Here is a 22,943-nt window from a genome sequence, read left to right on the forward strand (position 1 = left end):
AAAAGTTTCCCGTTTTTGCGCAGGATCGGGAAAAGAATGCGCGATCAAGGCTTAACAAAACCCAGCCGCTTCCCTTTTATGACGGGATGCAGAAAAAATTGTTCATTCTAGCCGTTTGCTTTGTTACCGCGATCCTTCCGTGCATCGGAAAGCCCAAGGTTTGGATCATCAGCGACATGACCGATAAGACCCTGCCGGGAGGCAACAAGGAAGGCACCATTAACGATCCGGACGACATCTCCGCCATGGCGGGTTATCTGCTGATGGCGAACGAGTTTGAAACGCTGGGCATCGTGGTGGGCAGCACCCATCGCAAAGAACATGCAACCACGCCCAACCAGGCCCAATGGGCAAACACATATTTCGGACAGGCGTACGCCAAGGATTTGCCGGGACTGAAAACCCTCGGCGATTATCCCGCCCGCATTCCATTCATCCAATCCTCCATCAAAGAGAGTGCCGAACGGTTCAACCCCAACCGGGAATATGATTCACTCAAACCCTATCCCTCCATCGCCGCACTGTTCCAGGCTTTGGAAAAAGAAGACGGCACCGTAAACGTGCTTTGCTGGGGATCGCTCACCGAACCGGCCATCCTCGTCAACCATTGCCTGAACCATGGTCGCGACGACCTGCTGAAGAAAACCCGCTTCATCGCCCACTGGACGAACTCCTCCCTGCACCAGGGCACGCCCGAGCACCCTGAACACGTTGCCAACTGCCGCGAAGACGCCAAGGCCTGCGCCTACCTCAAGGCCATGGCTAAGGTAGGCCTCGTCGACTACCGCGAATGCGGTGCCATCGGCCAGCACGGCATCGTCAGCGGCGCGCCTAAAGGAAAAGCCTACTACGATCAGTTCCACACCAGCGCCCTCGGCACTATTTTTGTGGAAGGCAAGTTTGTCTTCAATGGCGTCGACCACTCCGACTCCGCCACCTATTGGACACTGCTCGGCGACTGGGGCGTAAAGCTCGACGATATTACCTCAACCGGCACAAACGATCCGGAAACCGAACGCGCCAACGAAGCAAAATTCAAAGCCCGCTCACACGACATCCATAACGAGCTGCTCCGCCGCTCCAACGCGGCGGGCATAGCCCATTCTCCCGCCCTGCACGATTGACGAGTCCCCGCGGCATCCCTAGCATCCGAATTCTAAAATACATTCGAAAGGGTTGCTGCCATGAAAATGTATAAGCCGGTTTTCACCGGGTGTCTGATTCCATCGCTGCTGCTCGCGAAGGCTGCGAAAGCAAACCCATCGCCCGCCCCTGGGAAAACTAAGGCCTGCTCCCTATGGAGCCTCGCCAAGGGCCTGGCGCAAAAACCGGGCGGGTTCTGTGGTGTCAGCGGGAACGCGCAGGGTACGGGTGCCGTCGCCATGGTCGATATGGGTCGCGGCATCGACCGCGCCGGGCGTGCGGGAATCCCAGATGACAGCGGACGTCCCGCCCAGGAGATTCGTTCGGGCTTCCACCTGATAGAAGATCGAGTTGCGCGAATCGCGGTAGCGGAATTCATAGTAGAGCGCGTTGCCGGATGTTCCAAGGGCTGGAAGCAGCCCGGCCAGGCCGGTGTCCGGCGTTAAAGGATCCGTTCCCAGACTGAACTCGTGAATATTGGCGAGGCCGTCGCGGTCGGGATCGGCGGCATTCGCCATGGTTCCGGCATCCTGGCCATGGCCGGAGCTGCCGAACCGGAAGTTGGTCAGATCGCCTTCACGCTCATTCGGATAGGTTCCTTCGGCCAGAGCGATATTCAGCAGTGCGATCATCTCCGCTTTCACCGAACCAAACGCATTGGAGTCCGCCAGGTTGATGAACTCCTCCGGGTCGTTATCCAGATCGTAGAGTTCGGTCTGATGATTATCGTCGTTGTACCGAATCAGTTTAAAGCGCTCCATGCGCACCATGTTGTGCGCAACACTGCCATAGGTGGTATGCGTGGGAATATTCCAGGTGGAGCGCGGATTTTCGAGCAGCGGGGTCAGGTCGTGACCGGTAATGCGGGCGTCCGGCAGCGGAAGGCCGGCCATGGCGGCGACCGTCGGATAAAGGTCGACCAGATTGACCGCGCGGAAGCAGCGAAGGCCGTGGCTCTGCGGATTGCGCGGATCCTTGATGAGCAACAACTGGTTTGCCGCATCGTCCCAGAGCGAAAATTTGCTCTGCTTTAGTTTTTCGCCCAGGTGATACCCATGATCGCTCCAGAGGATCACCATCGTGTTGTCCGCAAACGGACTGTTTTCAAGTCCGTCCAACAGGCGGCCGACAGCCCGGTCGGCCAGGGCACAACTGGCAAAGTAGTGTTGAAGCATGTCTTTCCAGATTGCGAGATCGCCATCCGCCCCCGCCAATGCAATGCCGTGATCGAGAATTTTCACAAACTCATCGGAACCATCCAGCCCACTCCAGTTGAGCCCCTGCCCCGGCAGGTCGTCGCCATCGGCGGCGAACTCGTTGTACATTGCCCGGGTAACCGTCATTTCATTGGTCGGAAACAGATCGATCAGATCCTTTGTTGCATAATACGGCGTGTGCGGGCGAAAGATCCCGCAGGCGAGAAAAAAGGGTTGGTTGGTGGATACCAAGAAAACATCACTTCCGTTCACCATGGTTCCCTGTTCCATTACCCGAGCCATAAAATCGGCTTTGGCATAATCGTTCAGCTGGGAATATACCGCATCGCTTCCCCCCTCCTGGCCCCACTCAAAGCGACTGTCCGGAACAGCCCCGAAAAAGCTCGGCACTTTTGCGCCGGCTCCCCCGCCGACATTGCTCCACGTTGACCAGGAGCGCGGATAGTCCGAATCGGCCCGATCACTGCCGGAGTGAAAAATCTTGCCGGTCTCCGCCGTGTACCAGCCGTTGTTCTTCAACAGTTCCGGCAGGGTGATGGCATCGGCCATCGGCTGTTCGCCACCGTACGACCAATCGCGGAAATAGATGCCCCCTTCATTTCCGGCCATGCCATGAACATGGGGCCGGATTCCGGTCATGAGCGAGGCGCGCGACGGGTTGCACGCCGGAACCGCACACTGGGAATTGAGAAAGGCAACCCCCTCGCCGGCCAGCCGATCCATATTCGGCGTCATGCGTGCAACCACCTTCGAGCGCAGCACGGGATCCGGATAGATCCGATGCAACAGATGCCCCGGCTGGCTCTCATGATACGCGGTGATGGTCTTCATGTCGTCGATCGCAATAAACAGAACATTCATCGGCCGCTCGCCGACCACCACGCCCACCTGCCCCGTAACAGAACCTCCGCTATTCGTCGCGATGAGTTGATATTCTGTCGCCACCATCGGCATAACATTGGAACTTCCAGACCCTGGAACACGTCCAAGCTCTGGAAGTATCGAGACCCAATCCGCATCGGACACCTCCCAGCTGATGGTGCTCGTTCCGCCGGTCGGAATATAAACCGGGGAAGCGGAAAAACTTCCAATGGTTGGAAGCGGATCGGAGGGTGTTCCGGATGTGACATCAAATGAAAGGGCGGCAAACTGGTACTTGCTGACGGTTCCACCGTTGAGCTGAATTCCCCCGGCCACATCCAGTGTCGACGTTTCGAACGCTTCCCGCCCGGTTCCGGAAAACCGCACACCCACCGAACCGGTGCCGGAATCCGTGATGGAACCGTCGGCCGTATCGAGGTCGGGATCGAGCGCGACTTCCGTGACGCTCAGCGAGGAACCAGCCGGCGCGGGGTCGAGGTTGAATGAAAACTGCATGGTTTCGCCTGGGTCGATGTGGTTGTTGGCCACGCCCATCAGGCCGATGCTGGTCTGGCGGCCATTGTTGTTGGCGATGAACAGGGTCACCGTATAGGGGATTGACGGTGCGGAGGAAACCGAGCCCGATACGACTGCGGCCGCGTTGCTGATTCCAATGCTTGAAATCGAATTGAGCGATGCACTGCCGTCGGTGGCGATATCGATCCGCACCGTCGTGTCGCCCACGTTGACCGCCGGGCCGGTGGCGGCATCGAAATCCACGGTGACCGCCCCCTCCGCCAGGAGCGCGGCGGCAACCAGCAGCATTAAAAACAGTTTGGCCATAACCGTCCTCTTATAAATGAAACCACCCGCCCCCGAAAGGGCGGGCTTCGTACGGATGATGATTGAGTTTAGTTTTCGATCTTCACGCGGATGAATTTTTTCGCGTCCGTGGTCGGGACGGCGTTGGTGACATAGTCATAGACACCGCCGGTCACATTGGTTCCAACCGGTGTAGTGTATCCCAGATCTTCAAAGTCGCCAATATTCAGCATATCCTTCGTGACAACCGTGTAGACCAGATCCGCATCATCGTTGCGCTGTGCGTGGATGTAAACCAACCCGCCATCCGAAACGAGCTCGGTCTCGGTGTCGTCGATTCCGTTGGTCGGGTTGCCGTTGAGCGCATATTCGGCCAGGTTGAGGACGCCATCGAGGTCATAGTCGGCGGTCTCGTCGCCAAGGGGAACATTCCAGCCATTCGCCCAGATTTCGAAACCGGGAAGCGGAGTGCCAACGGTCACGCGGAAGAAGGATTCTTCCAGACCGTTAAGCTTGTTCGTCTGTGTACCCACCCATTCGAAGACCGTGCCATCGGCCACCGTGTTGGTGAGGATGCCGGCACTGGACTCTACCCACGAAATGAGTTCGAGTGTCGCCAGGTCGACCGGAACGGCATTCGAGGAAATGGCCTGATCGCCGGTATTGATACCACGATCGGCGAGTTCAGTTGTTCCTCGTTCGTAAACCCCCTGCAGCGTCATGGTTACCGTCTCGTTGGAAGTAATGTGATTATCGCCAACACCGAGATGCCCGCCCGTTTCACGGACATTGGAAAGTTGCAACGCCACATCGTAGAGCGTGTTGGAATCGGCCGAGTCCGCCATCTGGAAGACGAAGGTCTTGGCGCCGCCAATGCCGTTGGCGCCGTCATTGTTGAGATCGATGTAGCCCGCCGAAGGAAGGGAACCCCAAACGATGTCGCCGGTGCGCCAGTTCACCGGAACAACCGCGGAGGCCTCCGTGCCCTGGGCTCCTTCGTTGCCCACCAGGTCTGTGGCGGAAACGGTATAGAAAAACTCGGCCGTTTCTGTCACATCCGTATCGAGATAGGTGCTCTCCATCACGTTGGATGCGAGGGCCGAAAACGGGCCTCCAAAAGTGACCGAGCGATATACCGTATAACTCGCCAGATCCGATTCCAGGTTGTCGTTCCAATCCAGGGTGATGGAATAGTGGTTGTTTGCAACGGCACTTAAACCGGCTGGTGCGGCGGGAGGGGTTGTGTCGCCGGAGGAGACCGGCGTTGCGGAGGCTTCGGGGCTGTAGACGGATTCCCCCCCGTTCACTGAAGTGATCACATAATAGTAGGTTGTGTTATTCGTTACCGTGCCATCCGTATACCCGTTGGTGGCGACCCCGGTTGCGATCGACGCATAGTTGGTTCCGGATTCCGTTGAGCGGTAAACGGTGTAGGAAGCCGCGGACTGGGCCGGTGCCCAATCGAGTTCAACTTCGGCATCGCCACCGGTTGCATTGACCGTGAACGGGGGAAGCAAGGACGCATCCATGGGTACAACGTCTGTATAGGTGGTGCCGATGCGGATTTCGTCGAACACGACATCCGTTCCGGGTACGGGGGATGTATTCGCTCCCGGGGCATGCATTTGGAGGGAACTCAAGGTAGTCCCGAGTTCCGTCTCATGCGTTAAGCGCCAACTGGTTGGTTCCGCCGAGAGGCTCGGCGCCACCGTCATCTGGATGGTTTCGTTCGTTGCGGAATTAAACTGGATTTTAACAACCACGAAATGACCTTCCCCCGAAGCAAGATCCTCTGCGCTCGAAACGGTTTCAGCAGTGCGTGACCGCAATGACCACAACGCGTTGTCGGCCGTGCCATGATGAATCAAGGCATCCAGCTGCTGCCCGTCGAAGTCGAACCGAAGCTCATCGGCCTGCTTGTCTGCATGCTTCATGACCATGAAGCTGGCATACATCACATCGCCGTCCCCAAAAACCAAAGGCGAAGGAATGGAAGCAACGATGTCCTTTTGGTTTCCGTTCATATAGGCGGAAAGCAGACCACTGCCGACCGCCAGCTGGTTGGTACCATCGTTGTACGGGGCCACAAAGTTGAATGCATTGCCATAGGCCTCGAATCGCTTATCCGCATCCAGGCCGGCTGATCCAGCGCTCCATGGGCCCAGGTTGATGGTTCCGGTGGTGTTGCCGACGAACGTGCTGCCATCTCCACCGGTTAGCGCCTCGAACGGTTCATACACGAGAGGTGCTGCGTGGGCTCCAAGTGCCAAGGCAACTAAACCTGCTGAAATGGCAATGGTGATTCTTTTTTTTAATCCTGCCTTCATATGATCTCCTCCTGAGATTAGGGGTGAATGGTTTCTCTTCCAGCCGAAGCCTTCTTCGACTGTCCGCACACTACAAGCGCCCCCCTGCCCCTGTCATTGCAACATCACGCAAATGTTTCCAGATATTACGCAACCGACAATAACACTGCATTCCATTGACCCACGAATTCGAAAGGCGTTAACCCTGAAGACAGGAAGCACCACAACGCATCGGCTCGAACTTGGCGGACTTCGTGTCGCGTGGTTGATATCCTTGAGCGGATGATGCGAGCTGCCATGTGAAAGCAACAGGATATCCCAACCAGCTGAATTCACGCATTTATTTACAGATATTGCGCATCCTCACGGCATGAAACTTCAAAGGAAGAAACCTGAAAGGGCTTTACTGACCCGGAACCACAACCTCGTCCCACCACCGATCCCATGCGGCGGACAACTGCCCGACGCGTTCCGGATGCTGACCGGCAACATCGGTGGTCTCCGTCCGATCCCGGGAAAAATCATATAGCGCCCATGGCTTGTTTTTTTGGCGCACCAGCTTCCAGTCCCCCTGTCGAACCGCGGCGCCGCCCTCGTGCTCAAAAAAGATTTGCCGGTATCCCTCGCGCTCCACTCCCTGGAAAACCGGCAGCAGGCTTTTTCCGCGCGCCGGCGAGAGCTTTTTGCCGTTGAAGGTTTTTGGATATTCGATTCCTGCGGCATCCAGCACCGTGGCCTGCACATCCATCACGTGGCAGAACTGGTCAGTGATGGTTCCGGGCTTTGTTTTCAATCCCTTCGGCCAATGGACGATGAAGGGGGTCTGGCTTCCTCCGTTATAGGATTCCTTTTTCCAGAAGCGCAGCGGCGTGTTGGCGGCATTCGCCCACTCTGCGCCCATACCCGTCCAGGTATCGTCGTTGCCCATCTCCTTTGGCGGAATTTTTCCGGTATAGCGGATGGTGCGCCCATCGGGCGTTTCTCCGGGACGGTCATAACCCGCATTGGTCGGTGTTTCCGGCGACGCCCCGTTGTCGGACAGGAAAACAATGATCGTATTCTCCATTTTACCGGTTTTTTCCAACGCCTTGACCACAGCGCCGAGCCCCTGATCGATGCGGTCGACCATCGCCGCATGCGTCTCGAATTTGGCGGCCAGCAGTTTTTTCTTTTCCGCCGTAAGTCCGTCCCATCCCGACTTGTTGCGCATATCCAGCGGCGGCAACGGATTGATGGCGGGATCGAACAGCTTCATCTTCACCTGCCGTTCATAGCGCGTCTGGCGCAGCGCTTCGTAGCCGTCATCATACATGCCCGCATATTTCGCGCGGTCTTCCTGCCGCGCGTGCAGCGGCCAGTGCGGCGCGGGATGCGCCAGATAGATGAAGAACGGCGCATCGCCCTTCGAAAACTCCTCGATGTATTCCACCGTCTTCTGGTTGAGCGCATCGGTGATGTAATAATCGTCCGGCAGATCGTAGACCGGCTTGAAGCCATCCACCAAAGCGAAGGGGTGGAAAAAGTTTACGATGCCCCAGATGACGCCATAGTGCTTCTCAAAACCGCGCGCAGCCGGGTAGGTTTCCTTGTCGCCGAACCATTCGACACGCGTCTGGTTGTTGAGCACCTTGATATGCTCCGGATTATTGAAACCTTTTCCATCCAGCACCGAAGCCTGCGTGAGGTGCCACTTGCCCGCCATCGCCGTCCGGTAGCCGTTGGCCTTTAAAATTTCGGCCATGGTCGGAACCTCTTTCGAAAGGGAGCGTCCGTTTTTAACCAGGCCGACTTCGTGTGGATATTTGCCCGTCAACAATGATGCACGAGTCGGGCAGCAGCGCGACGCGTTGTAGGCCTGACTGAAGCGCAGTCCGTTGGCCGCAAGTGCATCGAGGTTTGGCGTCTGGATCTCGCCGCCGTAACACCCCAGATCCGAATACCCCAGATCATCCGCCATAATCACCAACACATTCGGCCGGCTGTCAGCACTGGCCAAACTCGCAACAAACATCGCTGCACCAATCACAAGCAATCTGTTCTTCATTAATGCTTCTCTTCTTTCGTCGGTTTCGGCTTACCTGCCGGGCGGGGATAGACGTTGGCCTCATCCGCCCACGTTTTCCAAGCCTTGGACATGCGTTCCACGCGCTCCGGATAGTTCTTCGCCAAATCGTTCAGCTCCGTCCGGTCTTCCGCCAGGTTATAAAGCTCCCACTTCTTCAGGTTGGCTCCATTGTGCTCCGCCACCTTGGTGCCGACCAGCTTCCAGTCGCCCTCCATAACGAAGGCATTGCCGATGTGTTCCGAAAAAATCGGTTCCGCGCGTTCCAATGGCAGGAAGTCAAAAGCCGGGCTGAATGAGATTCCGCCGAGCGGCTTGATTTGGTTGCCGTTAAACGCCTTCGGATATTCCGCACCGGCCATTTCCAGGAGCGTTGGCATAACATCGATAATGTGCGCAGGTGAATCATACCAATCGGCTTGCGGCGTGATGCGCTTTGGCCAGCTCAGCAGAAACGGCGTCGCCGCCCCGCCCTCGTGCGTGAAGGTTTTATATTTCCGGAACGGGGTATTGATGGCATTTGCCCAGGCCTCGCCGATGCTGTTGGCCGTGGACTGGTTGCGCTTTTCGGGAGGATCGATTGCGCCGCGTCCGAGCATGCCGCCCTCGTGGCATCCGCCGTTGTCGGACAGGAACATAATCATGGTATTTTCCAGCTGACCGGATTTTTCCAGGGATTGGATAAGCTTGCCGATATTCTGATCCACCCGATCAATCATCGCGGCATAGACCGCCATGCGCAGATCCATTTCCTTCTGTTTGGTTGGGTCGAGTGAATCCCAGGCGGGAATGCTTTCATCCGACGGAGAGAGTTTCCAGTCTTTGGAAATCAGCCCCAGCGCCAGCTGTTTGGCATAGCGTTGTTCGCGGAGTTTTTCCCAGCCGATCATATAGTTGCCGCGATATTTTTCGACCTCCTCCTCGTGCGCCTGCACGGGCCAGTGCGGCGCGGTGTAGGCGAGGTAGAGAAAGAACGGGCGTCCCGCTCCCGCCTGCTCTTCCTGGATGAAACGAATCGCATGGTCGGTGAAGGCATCGGTGGTGTAGTAGGGCCGATCGGTCGTGCTCTTCAACTCCGGATCCGGTTCGTTCATGAAGGTGATGCCGCGCTCGCCCTGCGGATGGAAAAAGCGGGTCGCCCCCGAGATGCAGCCATAATATTTTTCGAAGCCGCGCTGCAGGGGCCAGCGCTCAGGCTCGTTATAACCCAGATGCCACTTACCGGTCATGAGCGTGGCATAGCCTGCGGGCTTCAGTGCCTCGGCAATGGTTACACATTCGCGGTTCAGATAGCCCCGATAGCCCGGGGAATCTTCGCCATAATCCTGATTGTGCTGGTTCGGCGAATTGGTCATGCGGCCGATGCCGGTTGCGGCGGCGGGAAGCCCGGTCATCAATGTGGCACGCGTCGGGCAGCAGCGGGAGTTGTTATAGAACCGAGAAAATTTCACGCCGTTTTTCGCCAGCGCATCGATGTTCGGCGTATCGATCTCGCCGCCATAGCAGCCGATGTCCGAAAAACCCATGTCGTCGACCATGATTAAAACGATGTTCGGCCGTTGTTCAGCACATGCAAAGGCCGCGATGAGTCCACCGCATAAAATAGCGTTCAATCGCTTCATTTCCCCTCCGGCCTCCACCACCTGGCCTTGCCCTTCCAAGCTGCGGGCGGGCCTGTTTTTGAAAGTTCCTCAACCACCCGTTGGTCGTCTTCCGAAGGTTGGAATCGCGGATCTTTGGAGCGGATGATCAAATCGTCTTCCGTCTCCTCAATTTCGACCGGCACCAGCCAGAGGCTCCAGTTCTGCATGCCCTCGGTGAAGAATTCGTGGTCGAAGGCGGTGCTCCACCAGCGGCCTTCATGATCCTGGAACAGGTTGCCATGCCCCGCATTCTTCAGCGCCATGCGGCGCTTGCCATAGGGGCCGTAGAGATTTTTGGAAACCGTATAGTAGAGATCGTACGTATCGGTTGGTTCATAGCCGTAGCGGCCGGAAGCGATATGCAGATATTTATCGCCGATCTTCAGCATCAGGATTCCCTCGTATCCGAGCGGGTGGTTCCCCTTGTGCTTCAGCTTGGTCTTTTCCTCGGCCAGCCCGCTCATGTCCGGTTTCATCTTTGCAATGAAGTCCGCCTGGTAGCAGTAGTAGACCTCGCCGTTTTCTTCGTAAAGATGCGAATCAATGTTGTGCGGCCCATCCATCAGCGGCAACGCATCATAGGGCCCCTCGATCCTGCCCGTCGTACTTTTGAGGAGCGAGTGTCCGCCTGTATTTGCGCTGAGCGGAACCCACCACGTTCCGTTCATGCAATGGATCTCCGGTGCCCAGATGGTGCGCTCACGCATCGGCCCCGTGCGCTTCAGCGGAACGTCAAAAAACCAATCGTCTTTTCCGTCGCGCTCCAGCTCCCAGACAAAGCCCAGGTCTTTCCACTCTGCGAGATCCCTGCTCTTCCAGATTTTTATCCCGGCGGTTTCGCCCCACGAGGTTCCGGCGGTGGTGCCCGTCATGTAGAAGAAACCGTCCGGCCCCTTCAGCACAAACGGATCGCGCACCTTTTCGTTCAACGCCTGGAATGCTTCGTTGTGCGCCTTGACCTTTTCCAGCTTTTGTTCCGAGGTCAGCACGCCTGCATCAGCCATATGGAAGCCACAAAAGAGCGCACAAACCGCAAAGATTGAAATCCTGTTCATACCGGTATCCCGCCAAAGCTTAATCGATCTTCCGTGACAATCCCTCTTCGGTGACTTCCACGAGCTTGATGGTGCCATCGTCATTAAACTCCAGCCATTCGGCACGGATCCGGCGGCGGCTGGTCTCGCTCTCCTTCGGCGCCCACTCGTGGTAGAAGATGATCCACTTGCCGTTATGCTCAATGATGGAATGGTGGTTGTTGGCACCATAAGGCTTCATGATCTCGCCGCGGTAGGTGAACGGCCCCTTGGGATTATCGCCGGTGTAGTAGATCAGATGGTTCCACTTTTTCGCATAGGTAAAATAGTAGACCCCGTTGCGCTTGAAGACATAGGTCGCCTCATATTTATCCGGCACCTCGCCAATCTCGAGTCTGATATCCTGCTGGTCTTTGAAACTGACCATGTCCGGGTTCAGCTCACGCACCTTGTTCTGGGCATAGAGATAGGAACGGCCATCGTCGTCGTTGAAGATACACGGGTCGTGCCAGCGGATCAGCATCTTGCCAAGCGCTTCCTTGTAGGGCCCTTCCGGCTTGTCCGCAATCGCCACGCCGACCCCGCCGGGGTGTTCCTTCCCGTTGTTGAAATAGTAGTAGAAATAATACTTTCCATTTTTGAAGGTGATGTCCGGAGCCCAGGCGTTGTTGATGCCCCACCCCGACATTTCCGTATCGAAAATCTTCCCGTGGTTCGTCCAGTTCACCAGGTCGGAAGATGACCAGCATTCCCAGAACTTCTGGTCGCTCCAGTCCTTGAGGTCATACGTCGGAAAAACAAACACACGCCCGTCCCGCGCCACGACCCCCGACGGATCGGCGCCCCAGAACATCGGATTCTTCGCCTGCGCCTGAAACGCGGCACAACCAATAACCATCAACAACAACGCTTTCTTCATTTCCTTCTTCTCCTCGCAATTAAAACTTCTGTACTTCGTCGGGCCCCGGCGCGGCATAGTGTGGGTCGCGGGTTTCTATCACCACCTCGCCATTCACCGTTTTGATATCCAGCGGAACAATCGTCAGTCCGGCCGGGTTATAGGTATAGGCCGTTCCCGGGGTGGCATGGTCATAGACCTTGTCGCCGGGCTTTACATATTTTCCATTGATGAATGCCGTGCACCACCACTCGCCTTCCAACCCCTGGAAAACCGTGCCGTGTCCGAGGCAGCGGCCCACCCACTTCCGTTCGTCATACGGGCCGGTAATATGATCCGCTGTGCAATAGTAAAGGTTGTAGGTGCCGTGTCGCATCTGATCCGTGCTCCAGGCCGTACCGAACAGCACATACTTATCGCCCACTTTGATAATCTGACACCCCTCATGCCCCAGCTTGCGGTTCGAGGGGCCAATGCTATGTTGCTGCGCAACGAAGCCGCTCATATCGGGCTTGAGCTGCTGAATCTGTGCGCATCCCCAAACCAGCCAGAGCGATCCATCGTCATCCTCGAACAGCGAAGGGTCGTGACGACGGCCCAGTTCAATACCCATCGGTTCAACGAATGGCCCCTTCAACTCCTTGGAATCATTCTGAAACAGATTGGCCATCCCGATGTTGGATGTATGCATACCAATCCAGCGGCCATCCACAAACCAGACTTCCGGTGCCCAGAGGAGATACTTTTTTGCCGCGTGTTTAACATCTGTTTTGGCAATAACCTCCGGAAGCCAGGCCGAATCCTCAACACTCCACGGCACACCAAAATTTTCCCAGCTTTTCAAATCCCTGCTACGCCAGATTTCCAATCCCTGGATTTTCCCCGGAATATGATCCAGCCGCGTGCAGCTCAGGTAAAAAAATCCATCCGCCCCCCGGGTGATGAACGGATCGCGCATCCAGTCGTCCATCAAATGGATCGCCGCATCCCGACTCTTAAATTTTGCAGCGATATTTTCCGGTGTATCAGCAGCAAACGAACCGGTAGCCAAACAGACTGCCATAACCACTATTTTTTTCACTTTATTCTCCTATCCGTCGCGCCCGCCCTGACTAGGGGCAAAGGTTTTTGGCAACTCGGCTTTTAACTTTTCCCGAACAGCTTTGGTCTCGGGGTTGGTCGCCAGATTGGTCAATTCAAAGGGATCTTTTTTCAAATTGTAGAGTTCCTCGGTGCCGTCGGCATAGTGGATGTAGCGCCAGGTTTCGTCGCGCAAGGTTGCCTCGTGCTCGGCATAGCTCGTGATGGCCGGACGGTTCCAACCCTTGGAAGGATCGTGCAGCTGCGCGGCGAAGCTGTCGCCATCGAGCTTGTGTTTCGGTTCGTCCAGCAAGCAGAGTTCCTTGAGCGTGGGATACAGATCGACCAGCGAAATGGTGGCCGAACAGGTCGCCCCGGCATTTTTGTTCTGCGGCATGCGCACCAAAAACGGAACCTGAGCCGAGTTTTCCCAAAGGGTGTATTTTCCAAAATGATGCTTCTCGCCCATATGGAATCCGTTGTCGGAGGAAAAGATGACAATGGTGTTCTCCCCCAGCCCGGCGGCATCGAGTGCCTCGATTATGCGCCCGGTTGTATCGTCCGCAAACGACGTGCAAGCGAGGTAGCCGTGCAGCACCCGGCGCCAGTCGGCTTCGTTCGCAACTCCATGCTTATCCCAGCGCGAACCGTAGACGCGGGAATAGTGGATGCCGCGCGGCGGCACATCGTCCATATCGCCCTCCACATAACCGGGGGGCAGCGTCAGGGATGCCGGATCATAGAGGTCGAAAAAGCGTTTCGGCGCCGTGAAGGGGGTGTGCGGCCGCCACAGGCCGACCATCATCATGAATGGTTTATCGCCCTTGTGCTTTTCCAGAAATCCAATGGCCTGAGCGGCCGACTTCACGTCCGGGAAGTCGGTATCGGGGCCATCCCATTCCTTCACACTGAAAAATTTTCCAGACAGCTGGAACTCTTCTTCCGGGAAGGGGCCGAAGCCCCCGTTCCCTGTCTCAGGCGTACTCCACATCCGTTTATCATGGGCCTTGCTGGAACTGTCGTGCGTGAGCTTGCCGCGCCCGAATGTGGTATAGCCGCTGCGCTTGAACAGCTCCGGGAACGGCTCGCAGTTTTTGATCAGCTCCGACTTTTCCCAGAAGCCGTTGCCGTTGAGATAAACACCGGTCGTATGCGGAAAGAGGCCGGAAAACATCGCCGCGCGCGAAGGCGTGCATACCGGCGCAGCGCAGTGGGCATGCTCGAACGTGATCGACTGATCCTTCAGCTTGTCGAGATACGGCGTTTTGACCTCAACGCCCAAATCGCGCACCGCATAGGAATTCATATCGTCCGCAAAAATAAACAACACATTCGGGCGTTCCGATGCATTCGTCAACGTTGCCAACAACATCAGCCCGGCATAGAAAAAAAGGTTTTGCATCTAATCTCTCCGAATGAGTTTCCATATGAATCAACGAATATGGTGAAGCAGGACGGACAGGACGACCAGTCGGCATGCCGCAATATTTTCCCGTTTTTGCGCAGCCTGTTTTCGAGCAACCACGCTCAGTGCCTATCCGAATGCTTCCGCTCCAGCGCCGCCATCTCCGTTTCGCGGCCTCGGTCGCCCTGTTGTTCCATCCAGTTATCGAGGTGCTTCTTCAGCCGGGCAATGTCCATGTTGTATTCCGGGTTTCCGGCCAGGTTGTGCATTTCAAACGGGTCTTTTTCCATGTCGTAGAGTTCGAATTCCGGGCGTTTCCGATATCTGGAAACCTGCTCCTTCGCAAAGGCATCGCCCGATTGCGCCTTTTTCTCCCACGACTTAAACGGCTTGAAGCCCTTGGTTACCGAATTCCGGAACTCGCCTTCAGGGTTGAGGTTCCAGATCAGACGGAACCGCTTGTCCCGCACCGTGCGGATTCCATAGGCATCCGATCCGGCATGGATACCGCGCGTGGTCTGCATGCCGAAAACATAATCATGGAGTTTATCCGATGTTCCAGCCAGCACCGGAACAAGGCTCTTTCCATCAAAATCATTTGATTCGACATTCCCTCCAGCGAGTTCGATGAATGTCGGTAGAATATCCACATACTGGATCATGGCTTCTGAAACGGACGGTTCAACCTGTTCCAACCATTGGAAAATTCCAGCCGACCGCAGCCCCGAATCATAGCACGTCCATTTGCAATGCGGGAAGTTGGAGCCCTGCTCCGACAGGAAAACCACCAGCGTGTTTTTTTCCAGTCCATGTTTTTCCAATGATTGGAGGCAGTAGCCGAGCTGGCTGTCCATGTAGGTGATCTCGGCATAATATTTCGTCATCGCCTCACGCGTCTCCGGCGTATCGACCATGTAAGGCGGAAGCGCCAGCTTCTTTGCATGGTAAACAGAGGCATCGCCCCGCGTCCACGGCGCGTGGGGCTGGTTCGACTGCACCATCAAACAGAACGGTTTATCACCTCTCGCCCCCAGGTATTCATCAATCTTCCCCAGCTCCAGATCAACACCTTTACCGGTGTCATGATGAACCCCGCCCAGAAAATCGAACGGAAAGTTTTCGGGCGGGGCATGGTGCGTTTTCCCGATGAGCGCGACGTCGTAGCCGAGCGGGCGAAGATAGTGCGGCACACTTTTAACGTGGTCATAAACCCGGCTGTGGTTGGGATGCCCGCCGTTGCGCACCGGATGCAAGCCCGTAAACAAACTCATCCGGGTCGGCGCGCACATCGGCGCGGAATTGTAGCAATGCATGAACCGCATGCCCCGCTGCGCCAACGCATCGATGTTCGGCGTCTTTACATCGCGGTTCCCATAGCACCCGAAATCATGCCACGAGCAATCGTCCGCCAGGAACAACAGAAAATTCGGTCTATCAGCGGAGACAGATAAAGAAACCACGAAACACACTAAACACACGAAAAGCCCGTGCATGCTCTGCTTCGTGTATTTGGTGTATTTCGTGGTCATAAATTCACTTCGCTCCGGTGTGTGTTTTGATGCACTCGATTTCGGCCGGATCGAAAGGGGTGTGGTCTGGATAGAAGATTTCGTGGAACCAGACCTTTGGATACGGCATATCCTCAATCGTTTCACACACCACGCCCTGCTCGCGCAGCTCGTCGACGTTCTTGCCCTTGCGGCTTGCCCAGGGATAGACGCAGCCGGTCTTGCCCGCCACAAAGCCCCAGTTGAAGGCGCCCACATTGTATTTCTTCAGCGTCGGCAACGCCTCCTGGAAGGTGCTGCTCGGCCGCGCCATGTATTCGGTGCAAAGGGATGGACGGCCAAGCTCCGCGTATTCCTTGCACAGTTTTTCGATCACCCCGTTGTTGTAGGAATGCCACGAAATGACATCCGAATTAATCTTGCCGATTTCAATGTTCTTTTCCCCCACACTGCCTTCCGCGCAGGACATCACCGGCTGGCTCGGATTCACCGAACGCGCCCAGCGCCAGGCATCCATCAGCAGCTTGGCGCTGGCATCGCCGAATGCCCCCTTTGCTTTCTTGGAACCCATGTCGCCGCCCAGGCCGCGTCCGCGCCCCGGCTCGTTATAGAGTTCCCAGGCCAATACCCGGTCATCGTTTTTGAAACGCTCCATGGTTTTCTTCACATAGCCCTCCAGCCGCGCTTTGTCGGCTTCGGAGGCCTTGCCCTGCGAATAGGCGGTGGCCACATCGCGCGCCGGCGAGTTCAACCAGCCGGAGTTGTGGTATTCAGGCACCGGCAACGGCTGCTTTCCAAGCACTGGAAATGGGTGATGGCAGTCGTCGAAAAACACCAACAACGGTTTTATACCGCGCTTGGAACACATCTCTAAAAACTGATCCATTCGCGTATAGAGCCCCTGCTCGTCCGCGCCCCAGACCACATCGTGCAGATAGACGCGCAGTGTGTTGAAGCCGATCGACTGCGCCAGATCCAGCTCCTTTTTGATGATCGCCGGATCAAAACTTTCCGCCTGCCACATCTCCAGCTGGTTGATCGCATTCGCCGGAATATAGTTGCAGCCCACCAGCCACGGTTGTTCTGCATACCAGGCCTTCGCCTTTTCGACCGACCAGCGCCCCGGCACCGTCTCGACGGTCACTTCAGCCACCGATGCTATTGCTGACCATAGTGCTACAGCCATCAAACGTTTTTTTCCAATCATTGGAACCTCCTTAATACCCTTCGTAATAGTTATCCATTTCCTTCCACCAGCCGGCGAGCTGCGGCTTCATGGCCTGCACCTTTTCGGGATGCTGCTTCGCCATGTTGGTGGTTTCGCCTTTATCTTCCTTCAAATTAAACAGCTTCAGCTCCGAACCATCCTGGTTCATCAGCAGTTTCCAGTCGCCGTCGCGCATGGCCAGCTTCGGGCTGATGTGTTCCGGCCTGCCCGGATCAATACTGCCGTAGGTGCCGTATTCCCAGAAGACCGGCTTTCTTGCCATTGGTTTTCCGAGCAAGGCCGCCGACATGTCGGAACCATCCAGTTCGGTTCCGGCGGGGATTCCGGATCCAGTCAGGGTTCCCAGGCTTGGAAGCAGATCGACGGCACACATGACGGTGCTTTCGTCAACCGTTCCGGCTTTGATTTTTGCCGGCCAACGGATCATGAAAGGCATCCGGATTCCGCCCTCATACAAACTCCATTTCCGGCCGAAGAACGGCCCCGTGTATCCCGGTGGTTCGACCTTGGCATCGTAGTAGCGTTTCCAATCGGTCGGGCCATTGTCGCTGGTCAGAATCACGATGGTGTTTTCCGCCAAGCCGGTCTCGTCGATCGCCTTCAGCAGACGCCCGATCTGCCGATCCATTTCGTCGAGCACCGCAAAGAACCTTTCGTCATATTCGCCGCGCCCCCTGCCCTTCCATTTCGCGAGCTGCTGTTGAGAGGGCTCATGTCCATCGTGGACATCGTTCGGAAACACGTTCACAAGAAACGGCCGATCCTTGTTGCGACCCATAAAGTCGATGGCGCGGTCGACATAGGTTTCGGTGGTCTTGTGTTTTGGCAACTCAATCAACTCGCCCCGCCCCAACTTCATGCTTTTTCCCTGCAGCCCTTTTCGCGACCAGATGATGCGGTCGCCCAGTCCTTCGAAGGACACCAGCGACTCTTCATAGCCATAGGCCCGGGGCAACGGCGCATCGCCGACATCGCGCCCGCCGCCCATGTGCCACTTGCCGAAATGGGCCGTGGCATAGCCGTTGGCCTTCAGCATCCTGGCATAGGTAAAGCGGTCGGGGTTCAGGTAGTCGGGCATCTTCCGTTGCTTGTGGCTCGCGCGGTTGTTGAAGAAGGAGTGAATCCGTTCGCGCTGCGGATAGATTCCCGTATTCAGCGCCACGCGCGACGGCGAGCAGATCGGGGAATTGACATAGAAGTTGGTGAATCTCCGCCCTTCCCGGGCCAGCCGATCCATGTTCGGCGTCGGCACCTCGGTGTTGCCATATACGCCGATATCGCCATAGCCCATGTCGTCGATGAAGATCATGACCACGTTGGGCTTCGCAGCAAACGCAGCCGCACTCAGGCCAACGAACAACAGTATCCATTTTATGTTCATGCAATGCTCCAGCAAAACGCCTGATGGTTTCAAACCGACGCCGATTCAACCATCCCGGAAGGCGCAATCTTTTCCTGTTATTACGCAACAACCTGGAATGTACGTTGCACAAACGGGCGCGTCAAATGGCGCGGTGTAGCATAAACTAGTGACAGCTCAGTCGGCCACGCGAACCACAAACCGCCGATAATCCCGCATCACCGCGATTGGGCAGTTGTCGGCTACGTCGAGGATCAGGTGGATCTCGGATCCGCCGGCATCGGCCGGAACCATCAGCTTGCAATGCGGACGATCCGCCCCTTCCAAAGCAGGTGTTTTGGTGCAGGTTCCGGCTTCTGGATAAATCCACCACTTGAAGGAAAGCGTTTGCCCGTTGTCGGGGTCGGAGGAGGCCGACGCATCGAATGACAACGTCTCTCCCGGCCTGGCATGCACCACCCGGATGGTGCGGCTCGAGTTGCCATCGACCACCGCCACCGGGTTATGGTTGGCCTTTCCGAACGGTTCGACGCACCAGTCCATACGCCCCTTGAAGTCCCCAAGAATATGCTGCCGCCAGCGATGGATCGGCGTGAGATCGTCGTTGAATGTTTCACCGTCAAACGTCCACGTATCGACCGCATCGGCAAACACATGAAACGGCGTATGCTTTTGATCGGTCGGTGCAATGTCCTTGTGGCGGGAAAGTATGTTCTTCTGCTTTTCCTTCGTGTAGCGCCCGCTCCAGCCGCCCCAATGCGGGTGCCACGGATCATGGAGCCCGCGTGTGATCAGCCCCAGCCAGGGCGTGGTGCCGCCGCCTTCGAGCGTGCCTTTACCATGGAAACGATCGGGATAGAGTTCGCCCAGCGCACCGTGCCCGGTCTGGATGTTTTCCTTCGCCCATTGATGCTGGCCTTCGGCCGAAAATGGATACGGCTTCCAGACATACGGCCCGATCGTGCGCCGGTAGTCGCCCATGTAGCCATAGGTTTGCCAGTTGCTGCGGATCCAATGGATGGAAGGAAACTCATGGTTGATCCACGCCCCCGCATCGTCCTGCGACCCGTTTTCATAGACCATGAGTTTATTGACGAACGCCTCGGTCTCCTCCGGCGTATGGCTGGCGCGATAGTCGAGCAACGCCTGCGCCAGCGTGTTGGCGCCGGCATTGACCACCACGTAGATCGGACGGGGGTCGTCCTTCAGCACGGAGGTTGTGATCAGCCGCGAGCCGGGCGATGCCCGGCCTTTCCCGATGTCGCCGATGCCATAGCCCTTCTGCCCCGTGGCCACGATGCGGCGCAAACCGTCCGGCTCGTGCCATCCGTCGGCATGGAGCTTCAGGTTGGGCAGCACCTTTTCGTAACCGTCGATCAGCCGGAGGAACAGCTCGGGGTGGAGGTTGCGCCTGTATTCCTGCTTCGCCTCCGGCCGCAGGAACTTGCCGGACACCGCAATCAGCCCTTCGAGATCGAACTCGTTGTTGTACATGAGCATATGCATCATCTGCTGCTCTTCGTCCGGCTCATTGCCCATGTCGGCCAAAATGATCAGCCGGTGTTTTCGGGCGTTGATCCGCTCCTCCGCATAGGCGATGGATGAAGCCGCGACCGCAATAGCGAGAATCAGGAACAAGCTTCTCATCGTCAGCCCTCCAGACAGACGCCGCCCCGCTTGGAGACAAGCGCAGCGACACTCTTGTGAAATCCCCCATCGTTCCATAACAACCTCCCTATGTTGGTGGTATGAACATTCCACAAAGCAATGCGTTTTTCCAGCCATTGAAACACAAAGAATTCCAGCCATTACGCAAAACCTGCAAAAACCTGCGCTATCCCGGATATACAACCAACGGCAAGGGCCTTACATTGAATCCGTTAATCGGGGCAACTGTAATGTATTTTAGAGACACCACCGCCATCGTGCTGAGCTTGACCGCCGCACTCAACCTGACCGCACAGCCGCTGCCGGATCAGTTTGTTGCGACCTATAACGAAAACGAATCCCCCTACCCGCTCTACATGGGCGAGCAGGGCCCCGACCCGGTCTGGACGGCGGATGAAATCGATATTGTCGCGCGCAACTTCAACGCCTGCTATGGCAACCCCAACTGGGATTCCAATGATTGGAACACGATCACCAACCTCAACCCCGACTTCGAGCTGGTGCCCTATGTCGGCAACTGGCGGGTGAACAACATCAAATATATCGACGAAACAAATCCCGATACGGAATACAGCCAGGAAGATATCGAGCGCGACTTCAAGGATCAGTTCCTCTACTACCGCTTTGCCAACCTCGCTTCGGCCATCGATGATGCCCAGACCACCATCACCGTCAACGATGCGTTGGGCTCCGTATTCGCCAGCACGGCGGCGCCGGGCGCAACCTATGCCACCCACAACGGATCGGCTTGGGAATATGTGACCTGGCTCGTGGTTGAAGGCGAATTCATGCGTATCGAAAACGTGTCCGGCAATACCCTGACGGTAACCCGCGGATGGGACGGCACGACTGCTTCCGCCCACGCTTCGGGATCGGCTGTTGCGGCTCCCGTCTATGGAACCGATCCCGACCCTTCCGGTAGTTCGCGTTTCGACTACCGCACCAACCCGAATAACGAAATGCGCTACTATGATATCCTCAACCGTATTCTTATGGAATACGACAACCGCGGCGGCGGGGTATGGATCGACATTATCGAAGGCGGCCTTTCCCGCAACCGCATGGATGGCGGAGGATTGAGCGGCCGCGAGTGGAACATTTTCGACAATACCGTTCAGACGGAAACCGAGGAATCCGTTGGAACCAACGAGGGCATCGATTTTATCCAGAACGAGTTTTATGCACGGCGCGGCGACTACCCCGTCATCTGGGGCAACAATGTCCTGCATCCCACCGACAACTTCAGCGCCAGGCTCAACCTACTTCGCGCCACGACCGAAAAGCCACGGCCGATCGATGGCTTCGCCCAGGAAAATACCGTCGGCGGCTATGGCTCCGGCGGTGATTCGGGCAAGGAGTTCAACTGGACAAGCAACAACAACTGGCTCGAACATGTGGAATCGATGATGTTCATGGGCGAACAGCAGTACAGTGCCCGCCCGCTGATGCTCGACGGGGGTGTCGACAACCGCAACTTTTCGGCGGAGTCTGATGCCTTCCGAAACCAGGTGCTGCTGTATGGCTATGCCACCTACCTCATGGCCGTGATCGTCGAGCCGGATGACCGCATCTTCACCCAGATCGGCTTCACGCCCCTTGTGGGGCCCGACGGAGCGAAATATGTTTACCTCCCCCGTTTCTTCCAGTGGGACATCGGGCGTCCAACGGAAACAGAAGCCGCCCACAACCTGATGAACTACCAAGTTGGCAGCACCGAAGTCTTCAGACGCGAGTTTGAAAACGGCATTGTGCTCGCCAACCCGAGCGACAGCACCACCCACACCGTCAGCCTCGACGGGCAGTGGTTCGACCCCATGACCAGCAATCTCATCACCCAGATTTCCATGGAACCCAAAACCGGCCGCCTGCTCTTCTATCCGGAAATGCGCGAAGCCCGGCTCTATGAAATGGGACTCGTTACCAACAGCACCATCCAGACCGAATGGGAAGTCTTCCCCGACCTCGCTTATCAGCTCGAATCCACCGACCACCTCACCAACGGAACCTGGAGCCCGGTCGGCCTGCCCTTCTCCCCGACCAAAAAGTTCCAGGCACTGGAACTTCCAGCGGCTGGAACTTCCGGCTTCTACCGCATCGCCACCCTGATCGACACACCTGTTGTTTCCGAATTCATCGACACCTTTGAAAATTACAGCATCGGCACACTGCTCAATGATACCGGCGTGTGGTCAACCCCCCTCGGCAACGATGCAGCAATCGGCGCGCAATCCGGCAGCCAGGTGGTCGACTTCAGTGCGGGCAAAAACCGGCATATATTGAACAGCGCAGCCTACATCGGCTCGGGCAACCACTATGCGGAAATCACCTTCCGAACATCGGTCAATGAATATGGCCTGATCGTGCACTACACGGATATCGACAACCATGCGTTCATTCACTTCAGTACCACAGATGACACGATCAACTTCACCGAGATCACCGGAGGGGTGGAGAGCAATTCCGTTGTCGGAACGGTCAGCACCGATTTGGTGAACCAGAAATGGTATACGATCCGCGTGGAATACACGGCTTCAAACAAGGTTTATGACATTGAACTCAATGAACGGGATGGGTCTCCCTCCGGAACAGCAACCCCGTTGTTCTCCGGCTCTCACACTAACACTACCTTCAGCGGCGGGCAGGTTGGCTTCGGCTACAACTATGCCGGCTCCGGCTATGCGGACAACTTCGAGGCCGGCTCCCTTTAG

At 56.5% G+C, this 22,943-nt stretch carries 14 protein-coding genes; 2 read left to right on the forward strand and 12 right to left on the reverse strand.

The features are described from left to right. Positions 1–86 precede the first annotated feature (86 nt). Positions 87–1,124, forward strand: a complete 1,038-nt coding sequence (locus E9954_RS09315) for a nucleoside hydrolase-like domain-containing protein (protein WP_168442116.1) — start codon at positions 87–89, stop codon at positions 1,122–1,124. Positions 1,125–1,295: 171 nt separating this feature from the next. Here the strand turns inward: E9954_RS09315 and E9954_RS09320 are convergent, their stop codons facing one another. From E9954_RS09320 to E9954_RS09375, 12 genes are all read right to left on the reverse strand, one after another. Beyond that, positions 1,296–4,064, reverse strand: coding sequence for a sulfatase-like hydrolase/transferase (locus E9954_RS09320; RefSeq protein ID WP_136078909.1), 2,769 nt, complete (start codon positions 4,062–4,064; stop codon positions 1,296–1,298). 68 nt (positions 4,065–4,132) lie between these two features. Further along, a complete protein-coding gene (locus tag E9954_RS09325; protein WP_136078910.1) occupies positions 4,133–6,370 on the reverse strand; it encodes a fibronectin type III domain-containing protein in 2,238 nt (745 codons plus the stop codon). Between the two features lie 382 nt (positions 6,371–6,752). After that, positions 6,753–8,393 carry an arylsulfatase gene (locus tag E9954_RS09330; RefSeq protein ID WP_136078911.1) on the reverse strand — a complete coding sequence of 547 codons (1,641 nt, stop codon included), beginning with the start codon at positions 8,391–8,393 and terminating at the stop codon, positions 6,753–6,755. Beyond that, the gene (locus tag E9954_RS09335) at positions 8,393–10,033 is read right to left on the reverse strand and encodes an arylsulfatase (RefSeq protein ID WP_136078912.1); all 1,641 of its coding nucleotides are present in this window, start codon (positions 10,031–10,033) and stop codon (positions 8,393–8,395) included. Before E9954_RS09335 ends, E9954_RS09330 begins: the two co-directional genes overlap by 1 nt. Beyond that, positions 10,030–11,109 carry a family 43 glycosylhydrolase gene (locus tag E9954_RS09340; protein WP_168442117.1) on the reverse strand — a complete coding sequence of 360 codons (1,080 nt, stop codon included), beginning with the start codon at positions 11,107–11,109 and terminating at the stop codon, positions 10,030–10,032. Before E9954_RS09340 ends, E9954_RS09335 begins: the two co-directional genes overlap by 4 nt. Positions 11,110–11,128: 19 nt before the next feature. Continuing rightward, positions 11,129–12,007 (reverse strand): family 43 glycosylhydrolase, encoded by an 879-nt coding sequence (locus E9954_RS09345; RefSeq protein WP_168442118.1) that lies wholly within the window; start codon positions 12,005–12,007, stop codon positions 11,129–11,131. Between the two features lie 19 nt (positions 12,008–12,026). Further along, complete coding sequence (locus E9954_RS09350) at positions 12,027–13,067, reverse strand: family 43 glycosylhydrolase (protein ID WP_136078915.1); 1,041 nt, start codon at positions 13,065–13,067, stop codon at positions 12,027–12,029. Between the two features lie 9 nt (positions 13,068–13,076). Then, positions 13,077–14,468, reverse strand: a complete 1,392-nt coding sequence (locus E9954_RS09355) for a sulfatase (RefSeq protein WP_136078916.1) — start codon at positions 14,466–14,468, stop codon at positions 13,077–13,079. Positions 14,469–14,593: 125 nt separating this feature from the next. Then, positions 14,594–16,000, reverse strand: coding sequence for a sulfatase family protein (locus E9954_RS09360; RefSeq protein ID WP_222847123.1), 1,407 nt, complete (start codon positions 15,998–16,000; stop codon positions 14,594–14,596). A 4-nt stretch (positions 16,001–16,004) separates the two neighbouring features. Further along, entirely contained in the window at positions 16,005–17,186 is a 1,182-nt protein-coding gene (locus E9954_RS09365) for a cellulase family glycosylhydrolase (protein ID WP_136078917.1), read from the reverse strand. 10 nt (positions 17,187–17,196) lie between these two features. Then, on the reverse strand, positions 17,197–18,588 hold the full coding sequence (locus tag E9954_RS09370) for a sulfatase-like hydrolase/transferase (protein WP_136078918.1): 1,392 nt from the start codon (positions 18,586–18,588) through the stop codon (positions 17,197–17,199). A 156-nt stretch (positions 18,589–18,744) separates the two neighbouring features. After that, positions 18,745–20,214 carry a nucleoside hydrolase-like domain-containing protein gene (locus tag E9954_RS09375; RefSeq protein WP_168442119.1) on the reverse strand — a complete coding sequence of 490 codons (1,470 nt, stop codon included), beginning with the start codon at positions 20,212–20,214 and terminating at the stop codon, positions 18,745–18,747. Positions 20,215–20,465: 251 nt separating this feature from the next. Here E9954_RS09375 and E9954_RS09380 point away from each other — a divergent pair, with 251 nt between their 5' ends. Further along, positions 20,466–22,943: a hypothetical protein gene (locus tag E9954_RS09380; RefSeq protein WP_136078920.1), complete on the forward strand. Its 2,478-nt coding sequence runs from the start codon at positions 20,466–20,468 to the stop codon at positions 22,941–22,943.

Source organism: Pontiella desulfatans (assembly GCF_900890425.1).
GTDB classification, from domain to species: domain Bacteria; phylum Verrucomicrobiota; class Kiritimatiellia; order Kiritimatiellales; family Pontiellaceae; genus Pontiella; species Pontiella desulfatans.

Bases quoted from the DNA above. Each gene is read 5' to 3' on its own strand.
- E9954_RS09375 (WP_168442119.1), bottom strand. From the start codon at position 20,214: ATGAGAAGCTTGTTCCTGATTCTCGCTATTGCGGTCGCGGCTTCATCC.
- E9954_RS09360 (WP_222847123.1), bottom strand. From the start codon at position 16,000: ATGACCACGAAATACACCAAATACACGAAGCAGAGCATGCACGGGCTT.
- E9954_RS09370 (WP_136078918.1), bottom strand. From the start codon at position 18,588: ATGAACATAAAATGGATACTGTTGTTCGTTGGCCTGAGTGCGGCTGCG.
- E9954_RS09320 (WP_136078909.1), bottom strand. From the start codon at position 4,064: ATGGCCAAACTGTTTTTAATGCTGCTGGTTGCCGCCGCGCTCCTGGCG.
- E9954_RS09340 (WP_168442117.1), bottom strand. From the start codon at position 11,109: ATGAACAGGATTTCAATCTTTGCGGTTTGTGCGCTCTTTTGTGGCTTC.
- E9954_RS09345 (WP_168442118.1), bottom strand. From the start codon at position 12,007: ATGAAGAAAGCGTTGTTGTTGATGGTTATTGGTTGTGCCGCGTTTCAG.
- E9954_RS09335 (WP_136078912.1), bottom strand. From the start codon at position 10,033: ATGAAGCGATTGAACGCTATTTTATGCGGTGGACTCATCGCGGCCTTT.
- E9954_RS09330 (WP_136078911.1), bottom strand. From the start codon at position 8,393: ATGAAGAACAGATTGCTTGTGATTGGTGCAGCGATGTTTGTTGCGAGT.
- E9954_RS09355 (WP_136078916.1), bottom strand. From the start codon at position 14,468: ATGCAAAACCTTTTTTTCTATGCCGGGCTGATGTTGTTGGCAACGTTG.
- E9954_RS09315 (WP_168442116.1), top strand. From the start codon at position 87: ATGCAGAAAAAATTGTTCATTCTAGCCGTTTGCTTTGTTACCGCGATC.
- E9954_RS09365 (WP_136078917.1), bottom strand. From the start codon at position 17,186: ATGATTGGAAAAAAACGTTTGATGGCTGTAGCACTATGGTCAGCAATA.
- E9954_RS09380 (WP_136078920.1), top strand. From the start codon at position 20,466: ATGTATTTTAGAGACACCACCGCCATCGTGCTGAGCTTGACCGCCGCA.
- E9954_RS09325 (WP_136078910.1), bottom strand. From the start codon at position 6,370: ATGAAGGCAGGATTAAAAAAAAGAATCACCATTGCCATTTCAGCAGGT.